At 60.8% G+C, this 20,298-nt stretch carries 17 protein-coding genes and 1 other RNA gene; 4 read left to right on the forward strand and 14 right to left on the reverse strand.

Annotation, left to right across the window (positions count from 1 at the left end; genetic code table 11):
- From dnaX to pta, 3 genes are all read right to left on the reverse strand, one after another.
- The coding region (gene dnaX / locus J3353_RS02600) for a DNA polymerase III subunit gamma/tau (RefSeq protein ID WP_207684074.1) at nucleotides 1–1,222 on the reverse strand (1,222 nt) is incomplete at its 3' end.
- Between the two features lie 75 nt (nucleotides 1,223–1,297).
- An RNA gene (ffs, locus tag J3353_RS02605) (signal recognition particle sRNA small type) lies at nucleotides 1,298–1,397 on the reverse strand.
- Nucleotides 1,398–1,624: 227 nt separating this feature from the next.
- Nucleotides 1,625–2,650: a phosphate acetyltransferase gene (gene pta, locus J3353_RS02610; RefSeq protein WP_005931805.1), complete on the reverse strand. Its 1,026-nt coding sequence runs from the start codon at nucleotides 2,648–2,650 to the stop codon at nucleotides 1,625–1,627.
- Nucleotides 2,651–2,847: 197 nt separating this feature from the next.
- Between pta and J3353_RS02615 the strand changes: the two genes are divergently transcribed.
- The 3 genes from J3353_RS02615 to J3353_RS02625 all read left to right on the forward strand — a co-directional run bounded on the left by J3353_RS02615 (nucleotide 2,848) and on the right by J3353_RS02625 (nucleotide 7,430).
- Complete coding sequence (locus J3353_RS02615; protein WP_207684075.1) at nucleotides 2,848–3,414, forward strand: uracil-DNA glycosylase family protein; 567 nt, start codon at nucleotides 2,848–2,850, stop codon at nucleotides 3,412–3,414.
- Between the two features lie 208 nt (nucleotides 3,415–3,622).
- Nucleotides 3,623–4,708 carry a hypothetical protein gene (locus J3353_RS02620; RefSeq protein ID WP_207684076.1) on the forward strand — a complete coding sequence of 362 codons (1,086 nt, stop codon included), beginning with the start codon at nucleotides 3,623–3,625 and terminating at the stop codon, nucleotides 4,706–4,708.
- 217 nt (nucleotides 4,709–4,925) lie between these two features.
- Entirely contained in the window at nucleotides 4,926–7,430 is a 2,505-nt protein-coding gene (locus J3353_RS02625) for an ATP-dependent DNA helicase (RefSeq protein ID WP_207684077.1), read from the forward strand.
- A 62-nt stretch (nucleotides 7,431–7,492) separates the two neighbouring features.
- Here the strand turns inward: J3353_RS02625 and J3353_RS02630 are convergent, their stop codons facing one another.
- The 3 genes from J3353_RS02630 to yfcE all read right to left on the reverse strand — a co-directional run bounded on the left by J3353_RS02630 (nucleotide 7,493) and on the right by yfcE (nucleotide 9,519).
- Nucleotides 7,493–8,434 carry a ketopantoate reductase family protein gene (locus J3353_RS02630; protein WP_197036478.1) on the reverse strand — a complete coding sequence of 314 codons (942 nt, stop codon included), beginning with the start codon at nucleotides 8,432–8,434 and terminating at the stop codon, nucleotides 7,493–7,495.
- Nucleotides 8,435–8,486: 52 nt separating this feature from the next.
- Entirely contained in the window at nucleotides 8,487–8,744 is a 258-nt protein-coding gene (locus tag J3353_RS02635) for a heavy-metal-associated domain-containing protein (protein ID WP_154277343.1), read from the reverse strand.
- 226 nt (nucleotides 8,745–8,970) lie between these two features.
- Nucleotides 8,971–9,519 carry a phosphodiesterase gene (gene yfcE, locus J3353_RS02640; protein WP_207684078.1) on the reverse strand — a complete coding sequence of 183 codons (549 nt, stop codon included), beginning with the start codon at nucleotides 9,517–9,519 and terminating at the stop codon, nucleotides 8,971–8,973.
- Nucleotides 9,520–9,783: 264 nt separating this feature from the next.
- On the opposite strand from yfcE, the gene J3353_RS02645 reads away from it, so the two are divergent.
- Nucleotides 9,784–11,115: an MATE family efflux transporter gene (locus J3353_RS02645; protein WP_207684079.1), complete on the forward strand. Its 1,332-nt coding sequence runs from the start codon at nucleotides 9,784–9,786 to the stop codon at nucleotides 11,113–11,115.
- A 76-nt stretch (nucleotides 11,116–11,191) separates the two neighbouring features.
- Here J3353_RS02645 and J3353_RS02650 read toward each other — a convergent pair whose 3' ends face one another.
- From J3353_RS02650 to rplI, 8 genes are all read right to left on the reverse strand, one after another.
- Nucleotides 11,192–12,037 (reverse strand): HAD family hydrolase, encoded by an 846-nt coding sequence (locus J3353_RS02650; RefSeq protein WP_207684080.1) that lies wholly within the window; start codon nucleotides 12,035–12,037, stop codon nucleotides 11,192–11,194.
- Nucleotides 12,038–12,052: 15 nt separating this feature from the next.
- A complete protein-coding gene (locus J3353_RS02655; protein WP_207684081.1) occupies nucleotides 12,053–12,868 on the reverse strand; it encodes a hypothetical protein in 816 nt (271 codons plus the stop codon).
- 60 nt (nucleotides 12,869–12,928) lie between these two features.
- On the reverse strand, nucleotides 12,929–14,020 hold the full coding sequence (locus tag J3353_RS02660) for a hypothetical protein (RefSeq protein WP_207684082.1): 1,092 nt from the start codon (nucleotides 14,018–14,020) through the stop codon (nucleotides 12,929–12,931).
- Nucleotides 14,021–14,038: 18 nt separating this feature from the next.
- Nucleotides 14,039–16,105: an ATP-dependent zinc metalloprotease FtsH gene (gene ftsH, locus J3353_RS02665; RefSeq protein WP_207684157.1), complete on the reverse strand. Its 2,067-nt coding sequence runs from the start codon at nucleotides 16,103–16,105 to the stop codon at nucleotides 14,039–14,041.
- Between the two features lie 95 nt (nucleotides 16,106–16,200).
- Nucleotides 16,201–16,746, reverse strand: a complete 546-nt coding sequence (hpt, locus tag J3353_RS02670; protein WP_097770522.1) for a hypoxanthine phosphoribosyltransferase — start codon at nucleotides 16,744–16,746, stop codon at nucleotides 16,201–16,203.
- Nucleotides 16,733–18,196, reverse strand: coding sequence for a tRNA lysidine(34) synthetase TilS (tilS, locus tag J3353_RS02675; protein ID WP_207684083.1), 1,464 nt, complete (start codon nucleotides 18,194–18,196; stop codon nucleotides 16,733–16,735). Before tilS ends, hpt begins: the two co-directional genes overlap by 14 nt.
- Nucleotides 18,196–19,599: a replicative DNA helicase gene (dnaB, locus tag J3353_RS02680; protein ID WP_207684084.1), complete on the reverse strand. Its 1,404-nt coding sequence runs from the start codon at nucleotides 19,597–19,599 to the stop codon at nucleotides 18,196–18,198. The genes tilS and dnaB overlap by 1 nt, the downstream gene beginning before the upstream one ends.
- A gap of 83 nt (nucleotides 19,600–19,682) precedes the next feature.
- Complete coding sequence (gene rplI / locus J3353_RS02685; protein WP_005931857.1) at nucleotides 19,683–20,138, reverse strand: 50S ribosomal protein L9; 456 nt, start codon at nucleotides 20,136–20,138, stop codon at nucleotides 19,683–19,685.
- Between the last annotated feature and the right edge of the window lie 160 nt (nucleotides 20,139–20,298).

Here is a 20,298-nt window from a genome sequence, read left to right on the forward strand (position 1 = left end):
CCACAGAGGGTTCCTGCACGGGAGCCGATGCCGCCGGTGCACATACAAAAGGTTTGACCGGTGCCGACGCAAACGGTCTGGGGGCCTCCTGTGCAGGGACCGCAGGCCGAGCGGCGGGCACAGCCTGTACCGTCACCTGCTGGGGCGGCTCCGAAAGGCTGAACAGGGCCAGTTCCAGCTCTATCCGCTGGTCACTGCCACGGGTCATGTGCTCCAGAGCGTTGCCCAGAGCCCGGATGGCCCGGATCGCCTCCCGCTGCCCCATCCGGGGGCCTTTTTCCAGATAGAGCTTTTCCTCTTCCGGAGATACACCCGAGAGCAGTGCCTGCCCGCCGGGCAGGGCCGCCAGCATCAGCGCACGGTAATGGGCAATGAGCTCCTCGGTCAGCCGCTTCACATCCACCGACTGCTGACGCAGCTGAGCCAGCTGTACCAGTGCCGCGGCGGCATCCTGCGCTTCCAGCGCATCCGAAATATGGAACAGATAGCTCCGGTCGGTCACACCTGCCATCCGGCGGACAACATCCGCATCGATCTTTGCCGTGACACCGGCACAGGTATCCAGAATGGACAGCGCGTCTCGCATGGCACCATCGGCAAGGCGGGAGATAAGCTCCGCCCCCTCGCCGGACAGCTCCAGTCCCTCCTGCCCGGCGATGTACTCCACACGCTGGGCGATATCCTCGGGGCCGATGCGGGTAAAATCGTACCGCTGGCACCTGGAAAGGATGGTGGCGGGAACCTTTTGGATCTCCGTGGTCGCCAGAATAAAGATGACGTGGGCGGGCGGCTCCTCCAGCGTTTTCAGCAGGGCATTGAACGCTGCCGTGGAGAGCATGTGCACCTCGTCGATGATATATACCTTATAATGACAGGCGCTGGGGGTGTAGGCCGTTTCATCACGCAGGTCGCGGATATCGTCCACGCCGTTGTTGGAGGCCGCGTCCATCTCCACCACGTCCAGAATGCTGCCATTGTCGATGCCCCTGCAGATCTCGCACTCACCGCAGGGGTCACCGTTCTGGGGATGCAGGCAGTTGACTGCCTTGGCAAAGATCTTGGCACAGGTGGTCTTGCCGGTGCCGCGCACGCCGGTAAACAGATAAGCGTGGCCCACACGGCCTGTGGCGATCTGGTTGCGCAGTGCGGTCACGATGCCGCGCTGGGCCACCACGTCCTCAAACCGCTGGGGCCGCCACTTGCGGTACAGGGCTCGATACATCTGCTTCTCCCCTTTCAACAAAAAAGCCGGGCAGCGCTGACGGGGTTTGACCCCCGCCTTGCGTAACTCGGCATACGGATGCAGGCTGACTGAAACGCACGGGACACACCGCTTAAGGCTGCTTGGTTCCCCACCTGACCTGGTTCACAGCGGCCCCATCGTACAGGGCCCGCATCCGTATGCCGAACCACGCAGCAGGCGCTGTCCGGCATGGCACATTTTGTGCTTGATTATTATAGCATGTTTCGGAGGAGAATGCAAGCCCCGGCAGCGGGCTCACCCTCTCAGGCGCTTTGCGCCAGCTCCCCCAAAGGGGGAGCCTTTGGCAAAACCATCAAACAACATGCAAAACAAAAGCCCCTTCCGGCATTACACCAGAAGGGGCAGAGTGCTGAATAAAAGTTAGGACTGGCAGGCAGTGATCAGGCTCATCTTGTAGACCTCGTCAGCGTTGCAGCCACGGGACAGGTCGTTGATGGGTGCGTTCAGGCCCTGCAGGATGGGGCCGTAGGCAGCGTAGCCGCCCAGACGCTGAGCGATCTTATAGCCGATGTTTCCGGCCTCGATGCAGGGGAAGATGAAGGTGTTGGCCTGGCCAGCGACCTTGCTGCCCTTGCACTTGACCTGTGCAACTTCGGGAGCAACGGCAGCGTCAAACTGCAGCTCGCCATCCACAGCCAGCTCGGGGTCCATCTCCTGAGCCTTGATGGTAGCGTCATGGCTCAGAGCAACAGTGCCGCCCTTGCCGGAACCCTTGGTGGAGAAGCTCAGAACTGCGACCTTCGGATCGATGCCGAACAGCTTTGCGGTCTTGGCAGTCTCAACGGCCACCTCAGCCAGCTTTGCGGATGCAGCGATCTTGACCTCGCCGGTAGCCTTATCAACGGTATCGGTGTAATCAATGTTGACAGCGCAGTCGCCCATGGCAATGCGCTTCAGGCCCTCTTCGCCAAAGTCACGGTCCAGAATGAAGCAGGAGCTCACCAGGTGTGCGCCCTTCTTGGTCTTGACCAGCTGCAGAGCGGGGCGGATGGTATCGGCGGTGGAGTAAGTAGCGCCGCCCAGCAGGCAGTCAGCCTTGCCCATCTTGACCAGCATGGTGCCGAAGTAGTTGGACTTCTTCAGCATTGCGGTACACTCTTCAGCGGTCTGCTTGCCCTTGCGCAGCTCGACCATGGTGTTCACCATCTCGTCGAAACCTGCGTAGTTCTCAGGGTCAATGATCTCAGCAGCGGAAATATCAAAATTGCCTGCGGCAGCAGCGGCCTTGCACTCAGCCTCGTTGCCCACCATGACAACCTTCAGAACGCCCTCGGCCAGCAGCTTGCTGGCTGCCTCCAGGATGCGGGGGTCATTGCCCTCGGTAAAAACGATCGTCTTGGGGTTTGCCTTCAGCTGTGCTACCAGCGGTGCGAACATATCAGCCATTGTTGATTACCTCCGAATTAACTATCCAATATTCACATCCGGGTGTCTGTTGGACACAAGGATGCCTTTCTCTTTTATTCTAGCACACCCGGCAAAAAGTTCAAGACAAAATTGGCTTTTTGTGCTATTATTTTAGGAGAAAACCATTTTTTATTTGTGAATAAATTATCATTCAGCTGCAAGGAGATCAAACTGCTATGAATTGGGATACATTAAAGGCCGAGTGCCTTGCCTGCCGCAGATGTGAGCTGTGCACTGACCGCGCCCATGTGGTGTTCGGGCAGGGTGTCCAGACTGCCGAGGTGCTGTTCGTGGGCGAAGGCCCGGGTCAGAGCGAGGACGAGCAGGGCCTGCCCTTTGTGGGCCGCAGCGGCCAGCTGCTGGACAAATACCTGTTTGCCATTGATCTGGACCGGAGCAAAAACTGCTACATTGCCAACATCGTCAAGTGCCGCCCGCCCCACAACCGTGACCCGCTGCCCACCGAGAGTGAGGCCTGTATGCCCTGGCTCCGGGAACAGTTCAAGCTGCTGCAGCCAAAGATCGTGGTCTGCCTGGGCCGCATCGCCTCCCAGCGGATGATTCGCACCGATTTCTCTGTGACCAAGGAGCACGGCACCTTTGTGCAAAAGAACGGCGTATGGTTTATGGGCACCTTCCACCCCGCTGCCCTGCTCCGGCAGGCGCAGAACAAACCCGCCGCCTTTGCGGATTTTGTGGCCCTGCGGGAGAAGATCCACGAGGTGTGTGGGCACACATATTAACAAGCTCACCCTCTCCGTCATTGCTGTCGCAATGCCACCTCTCCCGAAGGGAGAGGCCTTGGCAGAAAGATGAAGCTCACAAAAACTGCCAAGGGCTCCCACTTTGGGGGAGCTGGCGAGCGGAGCGAGACTGAGAGGGCAAGGCCGTTTCCAAGTATCATCTTCCTTCATTTTTGCATACCCTAAAGCAAAAGTGAGGTGTTCTGATATGAAAACGATCCAAAGCCGTTCCCCCGATTTCTTTCTGGGGGCCACCACACCGGCGGGCTTCAAGGGTTATTTTGAGCCGCTGCGCCGGGAGCCAGGGATGCAGATGCTTCTCATCAAAAGCGGGCCGGGATGCGGCAAATCCACCTTGATGAAGCATCTGGCCCAGGCCGCCGAGCAGCAGGGCCAGCGCATCGAAAAGATCCACTGCGCCAGCGACCCGGACAGTCTGGACGGGGTCATCTTCCTCGACCAGAGGCGCGCCATCATCGATGCCACCGCGCCCCATGTGGTGGAACCGGACGCGCCCGGGGCTGATGAGCTGGTGGTGAGCCTGTACCACACCATCGATGCCGGAAAGCTGGCTCCCCACCGGGACGAGGTCAAGGCCCTGTTTGCCCGGAATGCCGCCCTGCGGGGCCGGGCAGCCCGGTATATCGCATCGGCGGGCAGCCTGATGCTGGACAGCCGCCGGGCCGAGGCCTGCAGCGCCAACTTTGAAAAGGTGCGCCGCTACGTCAAGCGGCTCTGCACTCGGCTGCTTCCCCGCACCGAGGGCACCGCCAGCGAGGAGCTGCGGCTGCTCTCAGCCATCACCCCCAAGGGGATGGTATTCTACCGGGGCACGGTAGAAGCGCTGGCCGACCGGTATGTGGTATTCCGGGATGATTACGGGGCGGTCTCCCGCCTGCTGCTGGAACTCATCCGGGCCGAAGCGCTGGCCCGGGGCTACCACATCATCACCTGCCCCTGTGCCATGCACCCTGAAGATCAGATCGACCACATCTTCATCCCGGCCCTGCGGCTGGCTTTTTTGACCGACAACCTCTGGCATCCCATCCAGCTGCCCGGCGTACAGGCCGTGCGCTGCACCCGCTTTGTGGACCGGGAGAACCTGTCCGGCTTCCGCGCCCGCCTGCGCTTCAACGACCGTGCCGCCTCTGAGCTCATCGACCAGGCTGTAGCCCTGATGGCTCAGGCCAAGAACTGCCATGATGAGCTGGAGACTTATTACCGGGCCGCCGTGGATTTTGACCAGGTGAATGCTGTTGCAGCAAATTGTCAAAAGATCCTGGGTCTCGGGTAGGCCCTGCTGTTAAACCCCACCGTCAGCCCTTTGGGCTGCCACCGCCCCTAGTAGGGGCGGCCTTGGCAAAGCGATGTAGTTTGTGCGTAAAGGGGAACCCCAAAAAACTTTACGTAACGCCAGAGGCCCCACTATTAGGGGGGCTGGCGAGCGATAGCGAGACTGAGGGGTTTAGTTTCCCAACATACTGTGCACAACCTGAAAGGAAGTGAACCCCATGCCAACCATCCGTCTCTCTGTCCGGGAGCTGGTGGAGTTCCTGCTCCGCACCGGCAGTATCGACAGCCGCTTTACCGGCTTTGACCGGGCCAACGAGGGCGCACGCATCCACCGCAGGCTCCAGAAGGCGGCGGGGGAAGGCTACGCCGCCGAGGTGTTCCTCACGGCAGAGCGGACGATGGAGGGAATCGGGTTCACCATCGAGGGCCGTGCCGACGGCATTTTTACCGATGAGGACGGCACGGTGGTCATCGACGAGATCAAGACCACTGCCGCGCCCACCGATGCCATCACGGAGGACATGAACCCCTGCCACTGGGCGCAGGGCATGGTCTATGGGGCCATCTGCGCCGAACAGCGGGAGCTGGAAACACTGGATGTCCGGCTGACCTATTACCAGATCGACACCGATGAGATCATCCGCTATACCCGGCACTTCTCTGCCGCTGAGCTGGATGCGTTTCTCAACAACTTACTGCGGCAGTATCTTCCCTGGGCACGGCGGCAGCTGGACTGGGTGGAAGCCCGGAACCGGAGCCTTGGGGCTCTGCAATTTCCGTTTCCGGCCTACCGTCCCGGGCAGCGCGCCCTTGCCGGGGAGGTCTATCGCGCCTGTGCTGCGGGCAAGGCAGAGCAGAAGGGCGGTACCCGGCTGTTCTGCCAGGCACCCACCGGCATCGGCAAAACGATGAGCGCCCTCTTCCCTGCCCTGAAAGCCATGGGCGGGGGCAAGGGGGAAAAGATCTTCTACCTGACCGCCCGCAACACGACACAGGCCGCTGCTGAGGATGCACTGGCCCGTCTGCGGGCGGCAGACCCGGCGCTTTCCCTGCGCAGCGTGACCCTTTCGGCCAAAGAGAAGGCCTGCCTGTGCAAGGATGCTGAGGGTCACCCCGCCTGCCTGCCGGAAGCCTGTCCCTACGCCAACGGCTACTACGAGCGACTGAAGGATGCGCTGGCCGACCTGCTGGACAGCGCCGTCCCCTATGACCGGGCCGCCCTGACTGAGACTGCCCGGCGGCACAGGGTCTGCCCTTTTGAGCTGGGACTGGACCTGAGCGAGTGGTGTGATGTGGTCATCGGAGACTACAACTATCTGTTCGACCCCACCGTGCACCTGCGGCGCTTTTTCGATGCGGCGGGCGACTACATTTTTCTCATCGACGAAGCCCACAACCTGCCGGACCGGGCCAGAGCCATGTACTCGGCGCGGTTCTGCAAGAGCAGCCTGACCGATGCCAGACGGGCCATCGGCAAAGGAAAAAGCGCACTGAAAACCGCGTTGACAAAGGCAGACAAAGGCTTTCTGGAAGCGCGCCGGGCGGTAACGAAGCTGGCCCCCCGCCGGGGTTCAGCGCTCACTGAACCGCCGACAGAGGATCTCACCCAACAGACCAGCCTTCTGGACACCGAACCGGCAGAAGCCGCCTTCCCGCTGCCGGAGCCTTTGCTGGCGCAGGATGGCACGGTCTTTTTGCAAGAGCTGCCGAAGGAACTGCTCCGACTGCTGTTCAGCCTGCAGCCTCCCCTGCAGGACTGGCTGGAGGCCAACCCGGAGGCCGATGCCCACGCCCAGCTGCTCGAGCTCTACTTTGCGTTGCAGGATATCACCCGGGCGGCAGAACGGTACGACGCGCATTTTGTCACCCAACTGACAGCCCGGGGCAGCGAGCTGGAATGGGAGCTGCTCTGCCTTGACCCCGCCCCCTTTGTGGATGCCAGCCTTGCCGCCGGGCGGGCCGCGGCACTGTTCAGCGCAACGCTCACCCCGCCGGGCTACTACCGCTCCGTGCTGGGCTGTCCCGATGCCCGGGCCGTGGCTCTGGAAAGCCCGTTTCCGCCCGAACATCTGGGGCTCTACTGCCTGCCCGGCATCTCCACCCGCTACCGGGACCGGGAGGCCAGCGTTCAGGCCGTCTCGGATGCGCTGGCCGCACTGGCCCGGGCCAAGGTGGGCAACTATCTGGCCTTTTTTCCCAGCTACGCCTATCTGCGGCAGGTGCACGAGGACTTCACCGCCCGTTACCCGAACATCGGGACGCTGGCCCAGGAGAGTGGTCTGGACGACGCGGCCCGGGCAGCCTTTCTGGAACAGTTCGGTCCAAGCCCCGCAAAAACGCTGCTGGGCTTCGGGGTCATGGGCGGCATCTTTGGCGAGGGCGTGGATCTGGTGGGCGACCGGCTCATCGGGTGTGCCATCGTGGGGGTGGGCCTGCCTCAGGTAAACCCCCGGCAGGAGATTCTGCGCCGCTACTATGACGAGGCGGGCGGCACCGGTTTCGACTACGCCTACCGCTTCCCAGGCATGAACAAGGTGCTGCAGGCGGCGGGCCGGGTCATCCGCACACAGGAGGACAGGGGCGTGGTGCTTCTACTGGATGACCGCTTTGCCCGCGCCGAATACACCCGCCTGTTCCCCCGCCACTGGCACCAGCTCCAATACCTGCGCAGCACCACAGAGCTGGAGCAGCAGCTTGCCGTCTTCTGGGCACGGAACCAATAAAAAAAGCCTGTCAGCGCAAAAACCGACAGGCTTTTTCTCATGCTCCGGACATTTTCCGGCTCTTACTTCTTTCTGGGCAGGGATCTGCGCAGTTCATCCCAAGCAGTCATCTCCACCAATGTGGTGGCGCGCAGGGCGGCAAACGCTTCATCCAAATACTGCATCTCGCTCACCGCACGCATGGCGTGATCCGAAATGCACCACTTCCCAACGACTGTCTGCGCCATCCAGTAGACCATCCGCTCGGTCTTTTTCCGCTGTTTGGTGCCCTCGCGGTAGCGGTCGGTGTTCTCCGCATCGTTCACGGGTACACCTGCCGCTTTCAGCATCTCACAGCACTCCCAGGCGGCATCCACGATCATCCTGCGCTGTTCCACTGTGGTGCGGGAAAGTTCCCCATCCACCGCATAGCAGGCATAGGCGCAGGGCAGGATAAAGGCGATGTGGCTCTTGAGCCACTCGTCCATATCGCTGTAATAGGTCAGCTTGTAGTGGGTGCCCTCAAAGGCAGCCTGCAGCCGCAGGCGGAACGCGCCGGACAAGGGTGCGGTTGCGCCGCCAACGGTCATTCCCATCCCCATGTGCACACTGACCAGCCGGTCATGCTCCCGGCGGCCCGCATTGTTCTGGAAGCCAAAGGCGATTTTATCCACCGGGCGCTGCATGGCCTGCAGCATCTCCTGCGCATAGGGATCATTGCCCACAAAGATGAAGTACTGGCTCCGGTTTGCCTTGAGGATGGGCAGCACATCGGCCAGCTGCCCGGCCTGCACCGTGACAAACACAAGGTCATACACATCCTCGGGGGCCAGCACATCTGTCGTCTGCATCCGATCCACCGTTGTTTTCCGCTGGAGCATGTGGCGGATGGTCAGGCCCTTCTGGTCAATGACCTCCTTCCACTCGCCCCGGGCCAGCAGGGTGACCACATTTTTCTTGTTCTGTGCCAGACTGTGGGCCAGCTGACAGCCCTGAACGCCTGCGCCGTACACCAAGATCCTCATAACGAGATACCTCCTGTTTTGCATGATCAGCCCGGCCAGAAACACCGGGCTGTTACTTTTTCAGGAACGAGAAGAATCCCTTTTTCTCATAGGGTCGGGTCTGCACGCCTGTCACGGTGTAGCCCGTTTCGGCAATGGCAGCCTTCAGCGCCTCCACATCCACCGGCTGCTCCGAGACGATGACCGTCTCGCCCTTGGTGTGGGAAGAAGTCACCTTGTTCACCCGGGCGGTCTTGCGCACCACATCATTGATGTGGCTCTCGCACATACCGCACATCATACCATCGACCCTCAGGATCGTTTCTACCATTGTTGTCCCCTCCATACTGTATCTGCGGGCACCCCTGTCAAACTGCACAAGTCCAGCCCGCTGTTTTCGTCATTTTGTTAGTTTTAGCTAACTCATTGCAGAAACAAAAAGGCTTCTGCCCCGCACAGCACTGCTCTGCGGAACTTTGCCGATCTGTTTTCAGTTTTATCATACCATACCGGTGGGCAAATTTCAAGCTGCCCGCAAAACCGGCCGGGGGACTTTATCAAAGGGTCAGTTCATGGAAAACAGCGCTGCTTTCCAGCTCTTTCCATTGCATCGTGTTTCCTTCCAGGGTCATGTAGCTGTGGGGGCTGTTCTCCTTGGGGATGCTCACAGAACCCGGATTCAGGTAAAGATTTCCCTGCCCGAACTCTGTCCAGGCCGGAACATGGGTGTGCCCATGCAGCAGCACATCTCCCGGGGCCAGCGGCGGCAGATTGTTCACATGATAGATATGCCCGTGGGTCGCATAAATGAGCCGCCGCCCCACCGGAAGCACCGCATAATCGGCCAGCACGGGGAATTCCAGCACCATCTGGTCCACCTCGGCATCACAGTTGCCCCGCACGCAGAGCAGCTTCTCCTTTTTCCCGTTCAGCAGGGGGATGACCTCCTTGGGGGCGTACTCCCGGGGCAGGTCGTTGCGGGGGCCGTGGTAGAGCAGGTCGCCCAGCAGGAACAGCCGGTCGGCTCCCTCCCACTCAAAGGCCTCCAGCATTTTGCGGCAGTAGTAAGCCGACCCGTGCAGGTCTGACGCGATCATCCATTTCATGGCAGATCCTCCTTTTGTGCGTTCTGTTCTTATTTTACCGCCGCCGCGCCCCTTGTCAAGGGCAAGGGCCCGCTGTAAAAAGTCATACTTTTATTTTAAAAAGTCCTTGACAAGTATCCCTGTAATGTGGTATCTTTGAGTCAATAAAATATCGTGTGGATTTTTACAGCATTCTGCAACTTTTCGCCACACAATGGTACAAAAGCCATTGTGTGGCTTTTGCTTTGCCTTCAAATCCAAATCTGACCCTCAGGAGCAATGAAAATGAACGATACTTTTATGAAAACCAGACCGGTGTTCCCGCTGCTGCTCTCCATGGCCCTGCCCAACGTCATCTCGATGCTGGTGAACAGCCTGTACAACATCGTGGACAGCCTCTTTGTGGCCCAGATCAGCGAGCAGGCCATGACGGCGCTTTCGCTGGTGTTTCCCATCCAGAACTTTGTCAATGCAGTGGCCATCGGCTTTGGCATCGGCATCAACGCCCAGATCGCGCTCTACCTCGGCGCAGGCGACCACGAGAACGCCAACCGGGCCGCCACCCATGGCATGATGTTCTCCCTGCTGCACGGCGTGCTGGGCATGGTCCTCTGCATTGCCATCATGCCCGGCTTCCTGCGCCGCTTCACTACCGATCCAACTCTGGTGGACATGGGCGTGACCTACTCCAGCACCGTGTTCCTCTTCTCGCTGGTCAACATGGCAGACCTCGCCTTTGAGAAGATCTTCCAGTCCGTGGGCCGGATGAATGTTGCCATGGTGGCGCTGATCACCGGCTGTGTGACCAACATCGCCCTCGACCCGGTCCTCATCTTCGGCCTTGGGCCGGTGCCCGCCCTGGGCATTGCCGGTGCGGCCCTTGCCACCGGCATCGGGCAGGCCGTTTCCCTTGTGGTCTACCTCTATGTCTACTGCACCACCGAAGTCGCCGTCCGCTTCTCCCGCCGCTGCCTGCGGTTCGATGCCGCCCTTGACGGCAAGCTCTATGCCATCGGTGTACCGGCCATCCTGAATCTGGCCCTGCCCAGCCTGCTGGTCACCTTCCTGAACGGCCTGCTGGCGGTCTACTCCCAGAGCTATGTGACGGTGCTGGGCATCTACTACAAACTCCAGACCTTCCTTTACCTGCCGGCCAACGGCATCGTGCAGGGGATGCGCCCGCTGGTGGGCTACAACTACGGTGCCCGGGAGCATGGCCGTGTGTCCAGGCTCTACAACCTGACACTGGGCCTGAGCGCCGGGATCATGGCCATTGGCACCCTGCTCTGCCTGACCATTGCAGGCCCGCTGATGGGTCTGTTCACCTCTAACCCCGAGACCATCGCCATCGGCCAGACCGCCCTGCGGGTCATCTGCCTGGGGTTCATCGTTTCGGCAGTGTCTACCACTTCCTCCGGCGCGCTGGAGGGTCTGGGCAAGGGCGTGCCCTCGCTGGTCATCTCCCTCTGCCGCTATATCATCTTCATCATGCCCATTGCGTGGGTGCTGTGCGGCCGCATAGGCCCTACCGGTGTCTGGCACGCCTTCTGGATCACAGAGGCCCTCTCTGCCGTGATCGCCTACGCGGTATATCACAAGGCAGTCCATCAGAAATAACCCTCTCTAACAAAAATTCCCGCTCGATGGAGCGGGAATTTTTTGTTATCATCTCTTCTTTTGTGGAGGGCTGCTCTCAGATCAGGCCCAGGGTTTTGAGCTCCCTTGCCACGCCGTCCTCCGTCACAGCCGGGCAGATGCGGTCGCAGAGCTTTTTCAGGTTGTCAGAGCCATTGGCCATGCAGACGCTGATGCCTACCACATCGGTCATCTGCAGGTCATTGTCGCTGTCGCCAAAGCCGATGGTATCGGCCAGCGAACACCCCAGCTCATCACAGATGGCCTTGATGCCGGTGCCCTTGTTGAACTTGCGGTTGATGAGCTCCCCGTTGACGATGGCTGACGGGGTATCCCCCAGCCGGGACTCGCAGAAGATGAACTGATCCTCGTACAGTTGCTTTGCCTCGGCAAGGCAGGCCTCGTTGGGGGCGATGAACACCACCTTGTAAACCGGCTCTCCGTGGTATTCCTCAATGGGCCGGATGGTCATGCCATACTCCATTGTTTTGCGCCAGCGCTCGGCCTCACTGTTCAGCTGCCCCGGCTTGCGGGGGAACAAATGGGCGAACCGCTCGATCATCTTGATGCCGCCGTAAGTATCGTCCCGGGCTTCCAGTGTGCACTCGGCACCGGCACGCTCCAGCACCTCCCGCAGGCCCTCGACCTGCGCAGGCTCCATGGGAAGATCCACGAGAATTTTCCCATCACAGCCTACATAGCCGCCTGCAGAGCAGACAAAGCCATCGAAACCGTAGGCAAGCAGCGGTTTCGTCATGCGCAGGTTGCGCCCGGTGCACAGAAACACCTTGTGGCCGTTGGCCCGGGCCTGCCGGATGGCCTCCACGGCACTGGCCGGAACGGTCATCTCACCAGGCGGCAGCAAAGTACCGTCAATATCCAGAAAAATCAGTTTTTGCTTCATAGTTTCCTCACTCTTTCACTGCCAGTTCATGGTAAAGCCGCGAATCAGCAGACCCACGGCCAGGATCGCCAGCAGTACCAGCAGAACGGTGCGGTTGGCCTGTTTCTGCTTCTGCCTGGCCCGGGCACGGCTGTTCCGGCTGCCGCCCTGCTTCCGGTTCTGGGATCTGCCGCCGGAGCTACGGCCGCTCGTGTTCTGCTTTGTGCTGCTGCGGCGTGATGCGTTACCGGAAGCCCCCTCTTTCTTCCTGCCCGCAGTGCTCTGGCCGGACTTTGCCGCGCGAGGGGCTTTCTCTTCCGGGGCCGCCGACGCAATGGGCTTTTTGGCCCCGCAGCGGCTCAGATAATCCTCAGCCAGCCGGTAATACTGGCCCAGCTCACTGGTGCGCAGGGGCGCGCCTGCATAGCCCTCTTCCAGTGCTTCCACGGCCTCGTTGAAGAGGATCGCCGCCTGCGCAGCCGCCGTGCGGTCAGAAGCATGGGCCGCTTCATTGCGGGCGGTGCGCACCGCGTTGCAGGCCCGGCGGGCAGCAGCAGGGTGCTCCGTATTGCCCAGCAGATCCAGCGGGCGGGCAGCATCCTTTTCAAGGTCCAGCAGCACCCGCATGCACAGGGTGGTATCCAGCTGCTGCCAGCTGTTTCGGCCCGCCAGATCGGGCAGACGGTCATAATATTCGGGGCTCTCCTGCTGGCGGGTACGGATGTGATCCAGCAGGGCTCCCAGGCTGTGCTCCCCGGGCTTGTTCTCCCAGTGCCAGCGCAGCAGCTTGCGGCTGATCTCATCGCAGGTAGTTTTGATCTCAAAAGCGGTTTGCAGTGCTTCGTCGGGCATAACGTTTCTCCTTCGTACAACCAAAAAAACGGAGGAAGCGCAGCCTCCTCCGTCATTCATTTACATCATAAACTGATAATAAACGAAGCCCCACAGCGCAATGCCTGCGCAGACGATGGCGGTGATGGGCGGGACCCAGCGGACGAGGGTCTCGGCAATGCCGTCACGGCTCTCTTCCGCATCGTCCTCCTCATCGTACTGCTCCACCTCGGGTTCCGGCTGGCGGGCCGGGGCGGCACGGCGGACAGCAGCAGGCATCACACGGGTGCCCTCGTCATCCACAGCCGCTGCACCGCTGCCGGGGAACGCCGCGCGGGTGGCGGCATCCAGCACCCGGGTAGGCTCTGCTTCCGGAGCAGGGGTGTGTTCCACCGGCGGTGCAAAGCTGGTCGGAGCGCTGACAGGCTCTGCCGGGCGGGCCGTCGGGATGACCCGGGTGGGCTCTGCCTGCACCGGCGCGCTGGCCACGATGCGGGTCGGCTCTTCCTGCGGAGCGGCGCTCACCACGCGGGTGGCCTCCGCCGCCGGGGCCTGCTCTGCAGGAGCGGCCTTCTGGCCGGGCTGCAGCAGGGTGTTCAGGGCGTTCTGCAGCAGGATGCGGTCACAGCCGCACTCGGTGCAGTAGACCGTGTCCTCTTCCTTCGGGTGGAAGGAACCGCAGGCACAGTACCAGCCGTTCTCGAACACCTGCGGCATATACTTGAGGCCGGTGCGGTTCATCCGGCTTTCCAGTGCCTTTTCCAGCTCCGGACTCAGGCGGCGCGGGGCAGGCAGGCGGACGCGCTTGATGGCATCCAGATGCACGACCTTTTTGCCGCTGTATACGTTCTTCAGGACCACATCCACGCTGGTGATGGCCTTCTGGGTCACGAACACGGCATCGTCCATGCCAAAGCTCTCACCGGGCTTGACCTCGATCTCGCGGTATTCAAAGGCATCCTCACACAGGATGATACCGTCCACACCCTTACACTTGAAGTGGATCTCCAGCGCAGTCAGGGTGACCTTGGAGATGTTCTTGAAGGTCAGGCAGACTGCGTTCTCGCCGCTGAGTTCGCCCTTGAGCAGTTCCACACAGACGAACTGCACCGGGCTGCCCGGGGTATAATAGTTGGCCCGGGTGCGTGCGACCGGGTTAAAATTTTCCTCCACGACACTCGCTCCCTTCGATCATTCGTTTTCCTGCGGGGCATCCTGCGCCGGGTCGGGCATTTCCTCGCCCAGCACGGCCTGCTCCGCCTGTTCAGCGGGCTCTGCGCTCTCGGCAGGTTCTGCGGTCTCCACATGGGCCGCCGGTGCGGCGGGTTCCTGTGCAGGCTCGTCACCGTCACGCGGGGGCAGCTTTCCGCCGGCCATCACGGTGTTGAACTCCTTCTCGTTGAGCTTTTCGCGTTCCATCAGAGCCTGTGCCAGCGCATGGAGCTGGTCGATGTGCTCCGTCAGGGTGCGGCGGCAGGTCTCGTAAGCCTCATCGATGATATCCCGCATCTCGCCGTCGATCTCGGCAGCGGTGCTCTCGCTGTAGCCCTTGCCCTGGGTGAAATCACGGCCCAGGAAGGTCTCCTCCTGCGAGGTGCCGTAGACCACAGGGCCCAGGCGCTCGGAAAAGCCGTACTTGGTGATCATCTGGCGGGCAATGTTGGTTGCCTGCTGCAGGTCGTTGGAGGCACCGGTGGAGATATCCTCCAGGATCAGCTGCTCGGCCACACGGCCGCCCAGGCTGGAAACGATATCCTCGAACATCTCACCCTTTGTCACGTAGCTGCGATCCTTTTCAGGCAGATACATGGTGTAGCCGCCAGCCTGGCCGCGGGGAATGATGGTGATCTCGTGCACGCGGGGATGGTGCTTGCAATAGAAGCCTGCCACGGCGTGGCCCGCCTCATGGTAGGCGGTCAGCTTCTTTTCCTCGGCAGTCACAACACGGCTCTTCTTCTCAGGGCCTGCCATGACCTTCATGGAAGCTTCCTCGATGTCCTCCATGGTGATAGCCTTGCGGCTGCGGCGGGCAGCCAGCAGAGCGGCCTCATTGACCAGGTTCTCCAGGTCAGCACCCGCAAAACCTGCGGTGCGCTGTGCGATGACTCTGAGGGAGACATCGGGAGCCAGAGGCTTATTCTTGGTGTGGACCTTGAGGATCTCCTCGCGGCCCTTGACATCGGGCAGGCCCACATAGACCTGACGGTCAAAGCGGCCCGGACGGAGCAGTGCCTTATCCAGAATGTCGGCACGGTTGGTGGCTGCCATCACGATGACACCATCGTTGGCCTCAAAGCCGTCCATCTCAACCAGCAGCTGGTTCAGGGTCTGCTCCCGCTCGTCGTGGCCGCCGCCCAGACCTGCGCCGCGCTGACGGCCCACGGCATCGATCTCATCGATGAAGATGATGCAGGGCATGGTCTTTTTGGCCTTATCAAACAGGTCACGCACACGGGACGCGCCGACACCGACATACATTTCCACGAAGTCGGAACCGGAAATGGAGTAGAAGGGCACCCCCGCCTCACCGGCGCAGGCACGGGCCAGCAGGGTCTTACCGGTACCCGGAGGGCCCACCAGCAGAACGCCGTGGGGGATGCGGGCACCCAGCGTGTTGAACTTGTCGGGGCTCTTGAGGAACTCCACGACCTCCTTCAGCTCTTCCTTTTCCTCGTCCTCACCGGCAACGTCGGCAAAGGTCGCGGTCTTTTTGTTCTCATGCTCGTCCTTCACCTTGGCCTTGCCCACGTTCATAATACCGCCGCCGCCAGCGCCGCCGCGCATCATGGAGAAGAGCAGGAAGCCGGTGCAGCCCAGCATTCCCAGGTAGAACAGGATCTCCATCCAGGGGATGGACTCCTTCAGGGTGGTGTAATCGTACTCCATGGGCGCGGTCGGGTTGGCTGCGTCGTAGGAATCGATATACTGCTGGACATTCTCGATGAACACATAGGCGTAGGGCAGCTTGTAGCGCACCGTCACCGTGCCGTCATCGTTTCTGGTCGCCCCCACGGAAGAGGTGGAGGAGGAGAACATATTGCTCAGCAGACCGCCGGAGGCCTGTGTGGCAGCGGTGGCACCTGTGGTTTCGGGCAGCTCCTGCTTGCCCTCCTTCAGCGTCAGGGTGATGATGCTGGTGTTGCGGTCCAGCGTAAAGGCTGTGACCTGATTGTTCTCAAAGTAGTGCACCACAGTCGAGTAGCTCATGGTGGAGCCACCGGTACTGCTGTCGCTGGTGCCCAGCACCGACCAGATCATCAGAACACCGGCCAGTGCCAGCGCCAGGATCAGGGGATTAAAGCGAGGTCGTTTCGGTTGCAAAAGGGATCAACTCCAGTTCTAATTCGTTTTTATTATGCGTAGATTTCCGGTTTCAGCACACCCACATAGGGCAGGTTGCGGTATTTCTCATCGTAGTCCAGACCATAGCCCACCACAAACTCGTCCGGCACCTGGAAGCCCTCGTAATCGGGCTGGATGTCGGCCTTGCGGCGGCTGGGCTTGTCCAGAATGGTGCAGATCTTCACGGAATTCGGGTTGCGCATCTTGAGCATGGGCACCAGCTTGGAAAGGGTGACACCGGTATCCAGAATGTCCTCCACGATCAGCACGTCCTTGCCGGACAGGTCGCCGTCCAGATCCTTGATGATCTTGACCAGACCGCTGGTGGTGGTATTGCTGCCGCCGTAGCTGGACACGACCATAAAATCAATGCTGCAGGGGATGGTCACGGCCCGCATCAGGTCGGCCATGAAAACCACCGAACCCTTGAGGATGGAGACAAGGACAAGGTTTCTGCCCTCGTAATCCCTGCTGATCTGTGCACCCAGCTCGGCAACCTTGGCTTTCAATGCTTCCTCACTGACCAGGATGTTCTTGATATCGTCATTCATGCTCATGGGTTGTTCCTCCATTTTCCAATTCCAACTGCAAGACCTGTTCGGTCTCCTCGTCCGGGGCCAGCCCCTCGGCAAAGCCCTCCCCACAGACCCACAGGATCTCGCTGCCCGCCGCCAGCAGCGGCAGGCCCTCTCGTATTCCGGCAGGAATGCCTGCCTCATTCATCCATTTGCGCAGGGGCTTGCTCAGCCCCCGCCCCGCAGGCCGGAACCGGTCTCCCGGTTGACGGGTGCGCAGTGTAAGGGCAGAATATAACAAGGTTATTCTAGCATAATCCGCCCGATTTTTTAAGTCTTTTTTATGAACACCCTGTGTTTTTTCTCGAAAACCGCTTACAAAAAGCCGTGTTTTCAGGGTTTGCCCCCCGGGCAGAGCAAATTCCGCCCCATCGGCAGGGGCAAACGGCAGCGAAAACGCAAGGGCCGCAGCAGCTTCCGGGCGGCCCTTTTCCTGCCAGAGCATCCCGCTGCCTGCGCAAAAGCGGACCGTATCGGTCAATTGCACCGCCCCGCTCCCCTGCTCCACCAGCTCTGCCAGCAGACGGATGTATTTTTCCTCGGCATCCCGCACCGGGGCAACAAGGCTGTGGAGCGCTGCTTCCAAAATGAGTGGGTCAGCGCCCTGCAGCGGCTCCAGCCGCCACACTGCCTTGGTTTCCGGGGCCTTGCGGGCAGTCTGGGCTGCATCCAGACGTGCGATGGAAAGCAGCTGTTCTGCCTGCCTGGCAAAGTAGGCATCCGCGCGGGCCGCCTTTTCACAGAAGCGGGCCAGATTTTCCTCTGCCGCATCGTTGACGCTGCGCAAGGCCGGAACGGCCCCATGGCGCAGGCGGTTGCGGGCGTAAGCATCGGACTCGTTCGTCTCGTCCGTCACCCAGCCCTGCTCAAAGGCGGCGCAGAGCGCTTCGGTCTCGGCCCGGGTCAGGCCCAACAGCGGGCGGCAGTAGCCGGGCCGCCTGGGCCGGATGCCCCCTGCCCCGTGCAGCCCGGTGCCCCGGGCCAGCCGGAACAGCAGGGTCTCGGCCTGGTCAGTAGCAGTATGGGCCGTTGCAATGCAGTCTATCCCGCCTGCCAGCAGTTGGGCAAAGCAGGCATAGCGGAGTCTGCGGGCCCAGTCCTCCCCGGCATGGGGCGGTACAGCCATTCCCACATCTGCCGGGCGGAAAACTGTCAGCGACACCCCCAGCCGGGCACACTCGGCCCGGACAAAAGCTTCGTCCCGGTCCGCAGTCTCGCCCCGCAGGCCGTGGTTGACGTGGCAGGCAGAAAGGGTATACTCAAAAGCTTCCCGCAGCTCCAGCAGCACCTGCAGCAGCGCCATGCTGTCGGCTCCACCCGAAACGGCGGCGCACAGGTGCAGAGCCCGGCCCGGCTCCGCAGGCGCAAACAGCTGCTCCTGTCGGGCAAAGCGTTCTACTTTTGCAATCAATTTTGATGTTTCATCGTTCATCAGCGTTTGAAGTCCACATCCATAAAGCGGGTGTGTGCGCCATCCCAGCCCAGCGGCACCGTGCTGGTCTCGCCGTGGCGGTTCTTTGCCACGATGCACTCCGCGGTATCCGCATCCACCTCTGCCCCATCGGGGTTCTGGCTGGCGTAGTAGGAATCACGGTAAAGGAAGAGGACGCAGTCGGCATCCTGCTCGATGGAACCGGAGTCACGCAGGTCAGACAGCTGGGGCCGGTGAGAAGAGTTGTTGCCCTGCTTCTCCACCGCGCGGGACAGCTGAGAAAGTGCGATGATGGGCACATTCATTTCCTTAGCCATGATCTTCAGGTTTCGGGTGATGGAGCTGATCTCCTGCACACGGTTCTCGCTGCGCTGGCCGGTGGTCATCAGCTGCAGATAGTCGATAACGATCAGGCCCACATTGGGGCGGGTGGGGTCCTGATTGACCCGGCGGATCTTCGCCTTCATCTCGGTGATGGTGATGCCTGAGGTGTCGTCCATATAGATGGGGGCATCGTGGAGCTTTTCCGTTGCCAGTGCCAGATACTCCCAGTCCTCACTGCGAAGAGCGCCGGTACGGAAAGCCTGGCTGTCGATGCCTGCTTCCGCCGAAAGGATGCGGTTGGTCAGCTGCTCCTTGGTCATTTCCAGGCTGAAAATGGCCACCGGCACCTTTTGCTGCATGGCAACGCGGGTGGCAATGTTCAGCGCAAAACTGGTCTTGCCCATACCGGGGCGGGCGGCCAGAATGATGAGGTCGCCGCGGCCCAGGCCGGTCAGGACGGTATCCAGCAGACGGAAGCCGGTGGGGATGCCCTTGTACTTGTCGGCATCCGGGCCGCTGATCTTCTGCAGGTTGGTCAGCGTCTCCACCATACTGGAGGAAAGCGGGGTCAACACGCTGGAATCCCGCCCGGAGCGGATCTCGTAGATGCGCTGCTCGGCGTTTTCCAGCAGCAGGTCAGCGTCCGGCTCATCGCCCGCGTCCTGCAGAATGTCCTTGGCAACGCCCATCAGCTGGCGCACCAGATACTTTTCCTGCACGATCTGGGCATAAGCCTTCACATTGGAGATGCTGGGCACCGTCTCGGCCAGACCGGTCAGATAGACTTTTGCCTCGTCCGCACTGGGGAACACGCCATCGGAGATGACGGCATCCAGCAGGGTGACAAAGTCGATGGTCTGGTCCGCCGTAAACAGGCGCAGCATCTCGGAGTAGATCTGGGCGTTCTGCCGGGTGTAGAACATTTCCGGCCGGATGATCTCCACCAGATCGGTCAATGTCTCAGGCTTGAGCAGCACCGCGCCCAGCACGCTCTGCTCGGCCTGCATATTGTAGGGCAGATTGATGCCCACACTCTCCAGATTCAGTTCATTGGAATAATGTCGTTGTTCGTTGGGCATGGTTCATCCCCCTCCATACTGGGCCAGCTTCCCAAAACGCCAAAAACGCCCCCTGAAGGCAGGGGGCGCAGATGGCGTTTCAATCAGGCCTGTTCTACTTCCACCATGATCTTGAAGGAAGCCACGACACCGACATACAGGCGCACCTTTGCGTTGAACACACCGGCATCCTTGATGTCCTTGGTCTCCAGCTCGATCTTCTTTTTATCAATGGGAGAACCGGCCAGCTGGGCCAGAGCCTCGGCAACTTCCTTGCCGGTGACCTTGCCGTGCAGGCGGCCGGATGCGCCGCCCTTGGCCTTGATGGTCACGGTCTTGCCCTCGATCTTTGCAGCCACAGCCTGTGCGGCGGCCACAGTTTCAGCCTCGTGGAAATCCGCAGCGGCCTCCTTGCCGCGTGCGATATTCACCGCAGAAGCATCGGCCACAGCGGCCAGCTTGCGCGGGAACAGAAAGTTGCGGGCGTAGCCGTCGGAGACCTCATGGATCTCATCCTTCTTGCCAATACCCTTTACGTCCTGCTTCAGAATCACTTTCATGGTGTTATCCCTCACTTCTCACCGGGGAACCGGTGGATTTCTATGGCTAGTATACAGCAATTGCGCGTTTCCGTCAACGGTCGGGGGCTGCCGCATCTCCGGGAGCTTTCTCCCGCAAGTGAAACGGGCCATTCCATCGCCCGCCCTATTGCCGCTGCGC

This window comes from Faecalibacterium sp. Marseille-Q4137 (assembly GCF_017377535.1).
GTDB lineage: Bacteria > Bacillota > Clostridia > Oscillospirales > Ruminococcaceae > Faecalibacterium > Faecalibacterium duncaniae.

Bases quoted from the DNA above. Each gene is read 5' to 3' on its own strand.
- pta (WP_005931805.1), bottom strand. From the start codon at position 2,650: ATGGCTGATATGTTCGCACCGCTGGTAGCACAGCTGAAGGCAAACCCC.
- J3353_RS02615 (WP_207684075.1), top strand. From the start codon at position 2,848: ATGAATTGGGATACATTAAAGGCCGAGTGCCTTGCCTGCCGCAGATGT.
- J3353_RS02620 (WP_207684076.1), top strand. From the start codon at position 3,623: ATGAAAACGATCCAAAGCCGTTCCCCCGATTTCTTTCTGGGGGCCACC.
- J3353_RS02625 (WP_207684077.1), top strand. From the start codon at position 4,926: ATGCCAACCATCCGTCTCTCTGTCCGGGAGCTGGTGGAGTTCCTGCTC.
- J3353_RS02630 (WP_197036478.1), bottom strand. From the start codon at position 8,434: ATGAGGATCTTGGTGTACGGCGCAGGCGTTCAGGGCTGTCAGCTGGCC.
- J3353_RS02635 (WP_154277343.1), bottom strand. From the start codon at position 8,744: ATGGTAGAAACGATCCTGAGGGTCGATGGTATGATGTGCGGTATGTGC.
- yfcE (WP_207684078.1), bottom strand. From the start codon at position 9,519: ATGAAATGGATGATCGCGTCAGACCTGCACGGGTCGGCTTACTACTGC.
- J3353_RS02645 (WP_207684079.1), top strand. From the start codon at position 9,784: ATGAACGATACTTTTATGAAAACCAGACCGGTGTTCCCGCTGCTGCTC.
- J3353_RS02650 (WP_207684080.1), bottom strand. From the start codon at position 12,037: ATGAAGCAAAAACTGATTTTTCTGGATATTGACGGTACTTTGCTGCCG.
- J3353_RS02655 (WP_207684081.1), bottom strand. From the start codon at position 12,868: ATGCCCGACGAAGCACTGCAAACCGCTTTTGAGATCAAAACTACCTGC.
- ftsH (WP_207684157.1), bottom strand. From the start codon at position 16,105: ATGATCTGGTCGGTGCTGGGCACCAGCGACAGCAGTACCGGTGGCTCC.
- hpt (WP_097770522.1), bottom strand. From the start codon at position 16,746: ATGAGCATGAATGACGATATCAAGAACATCCTGGTCAGTGAGGAAGCA.
- tilS (WP_207684083.1), bottom strand. From the start codon at position 18,196: ATGAACGATGAAACATCAAAATTGATTGCAAAAGTAGAACGCTTTGCC.
- dnaB (WP_207684084.1), bottom strand. From the start codon at position 19,599: ATGCCCAACGAACAACGACATTATTCCAATGAACTGAATCTGGAGAGT.
- rplI (WP_005931857.1), bottom strand. From the start codon at position 20,138: ATGAAAGTGATTCTGAAGCAGGACGTAAAGGGTATTGGCAAGAAGGAT.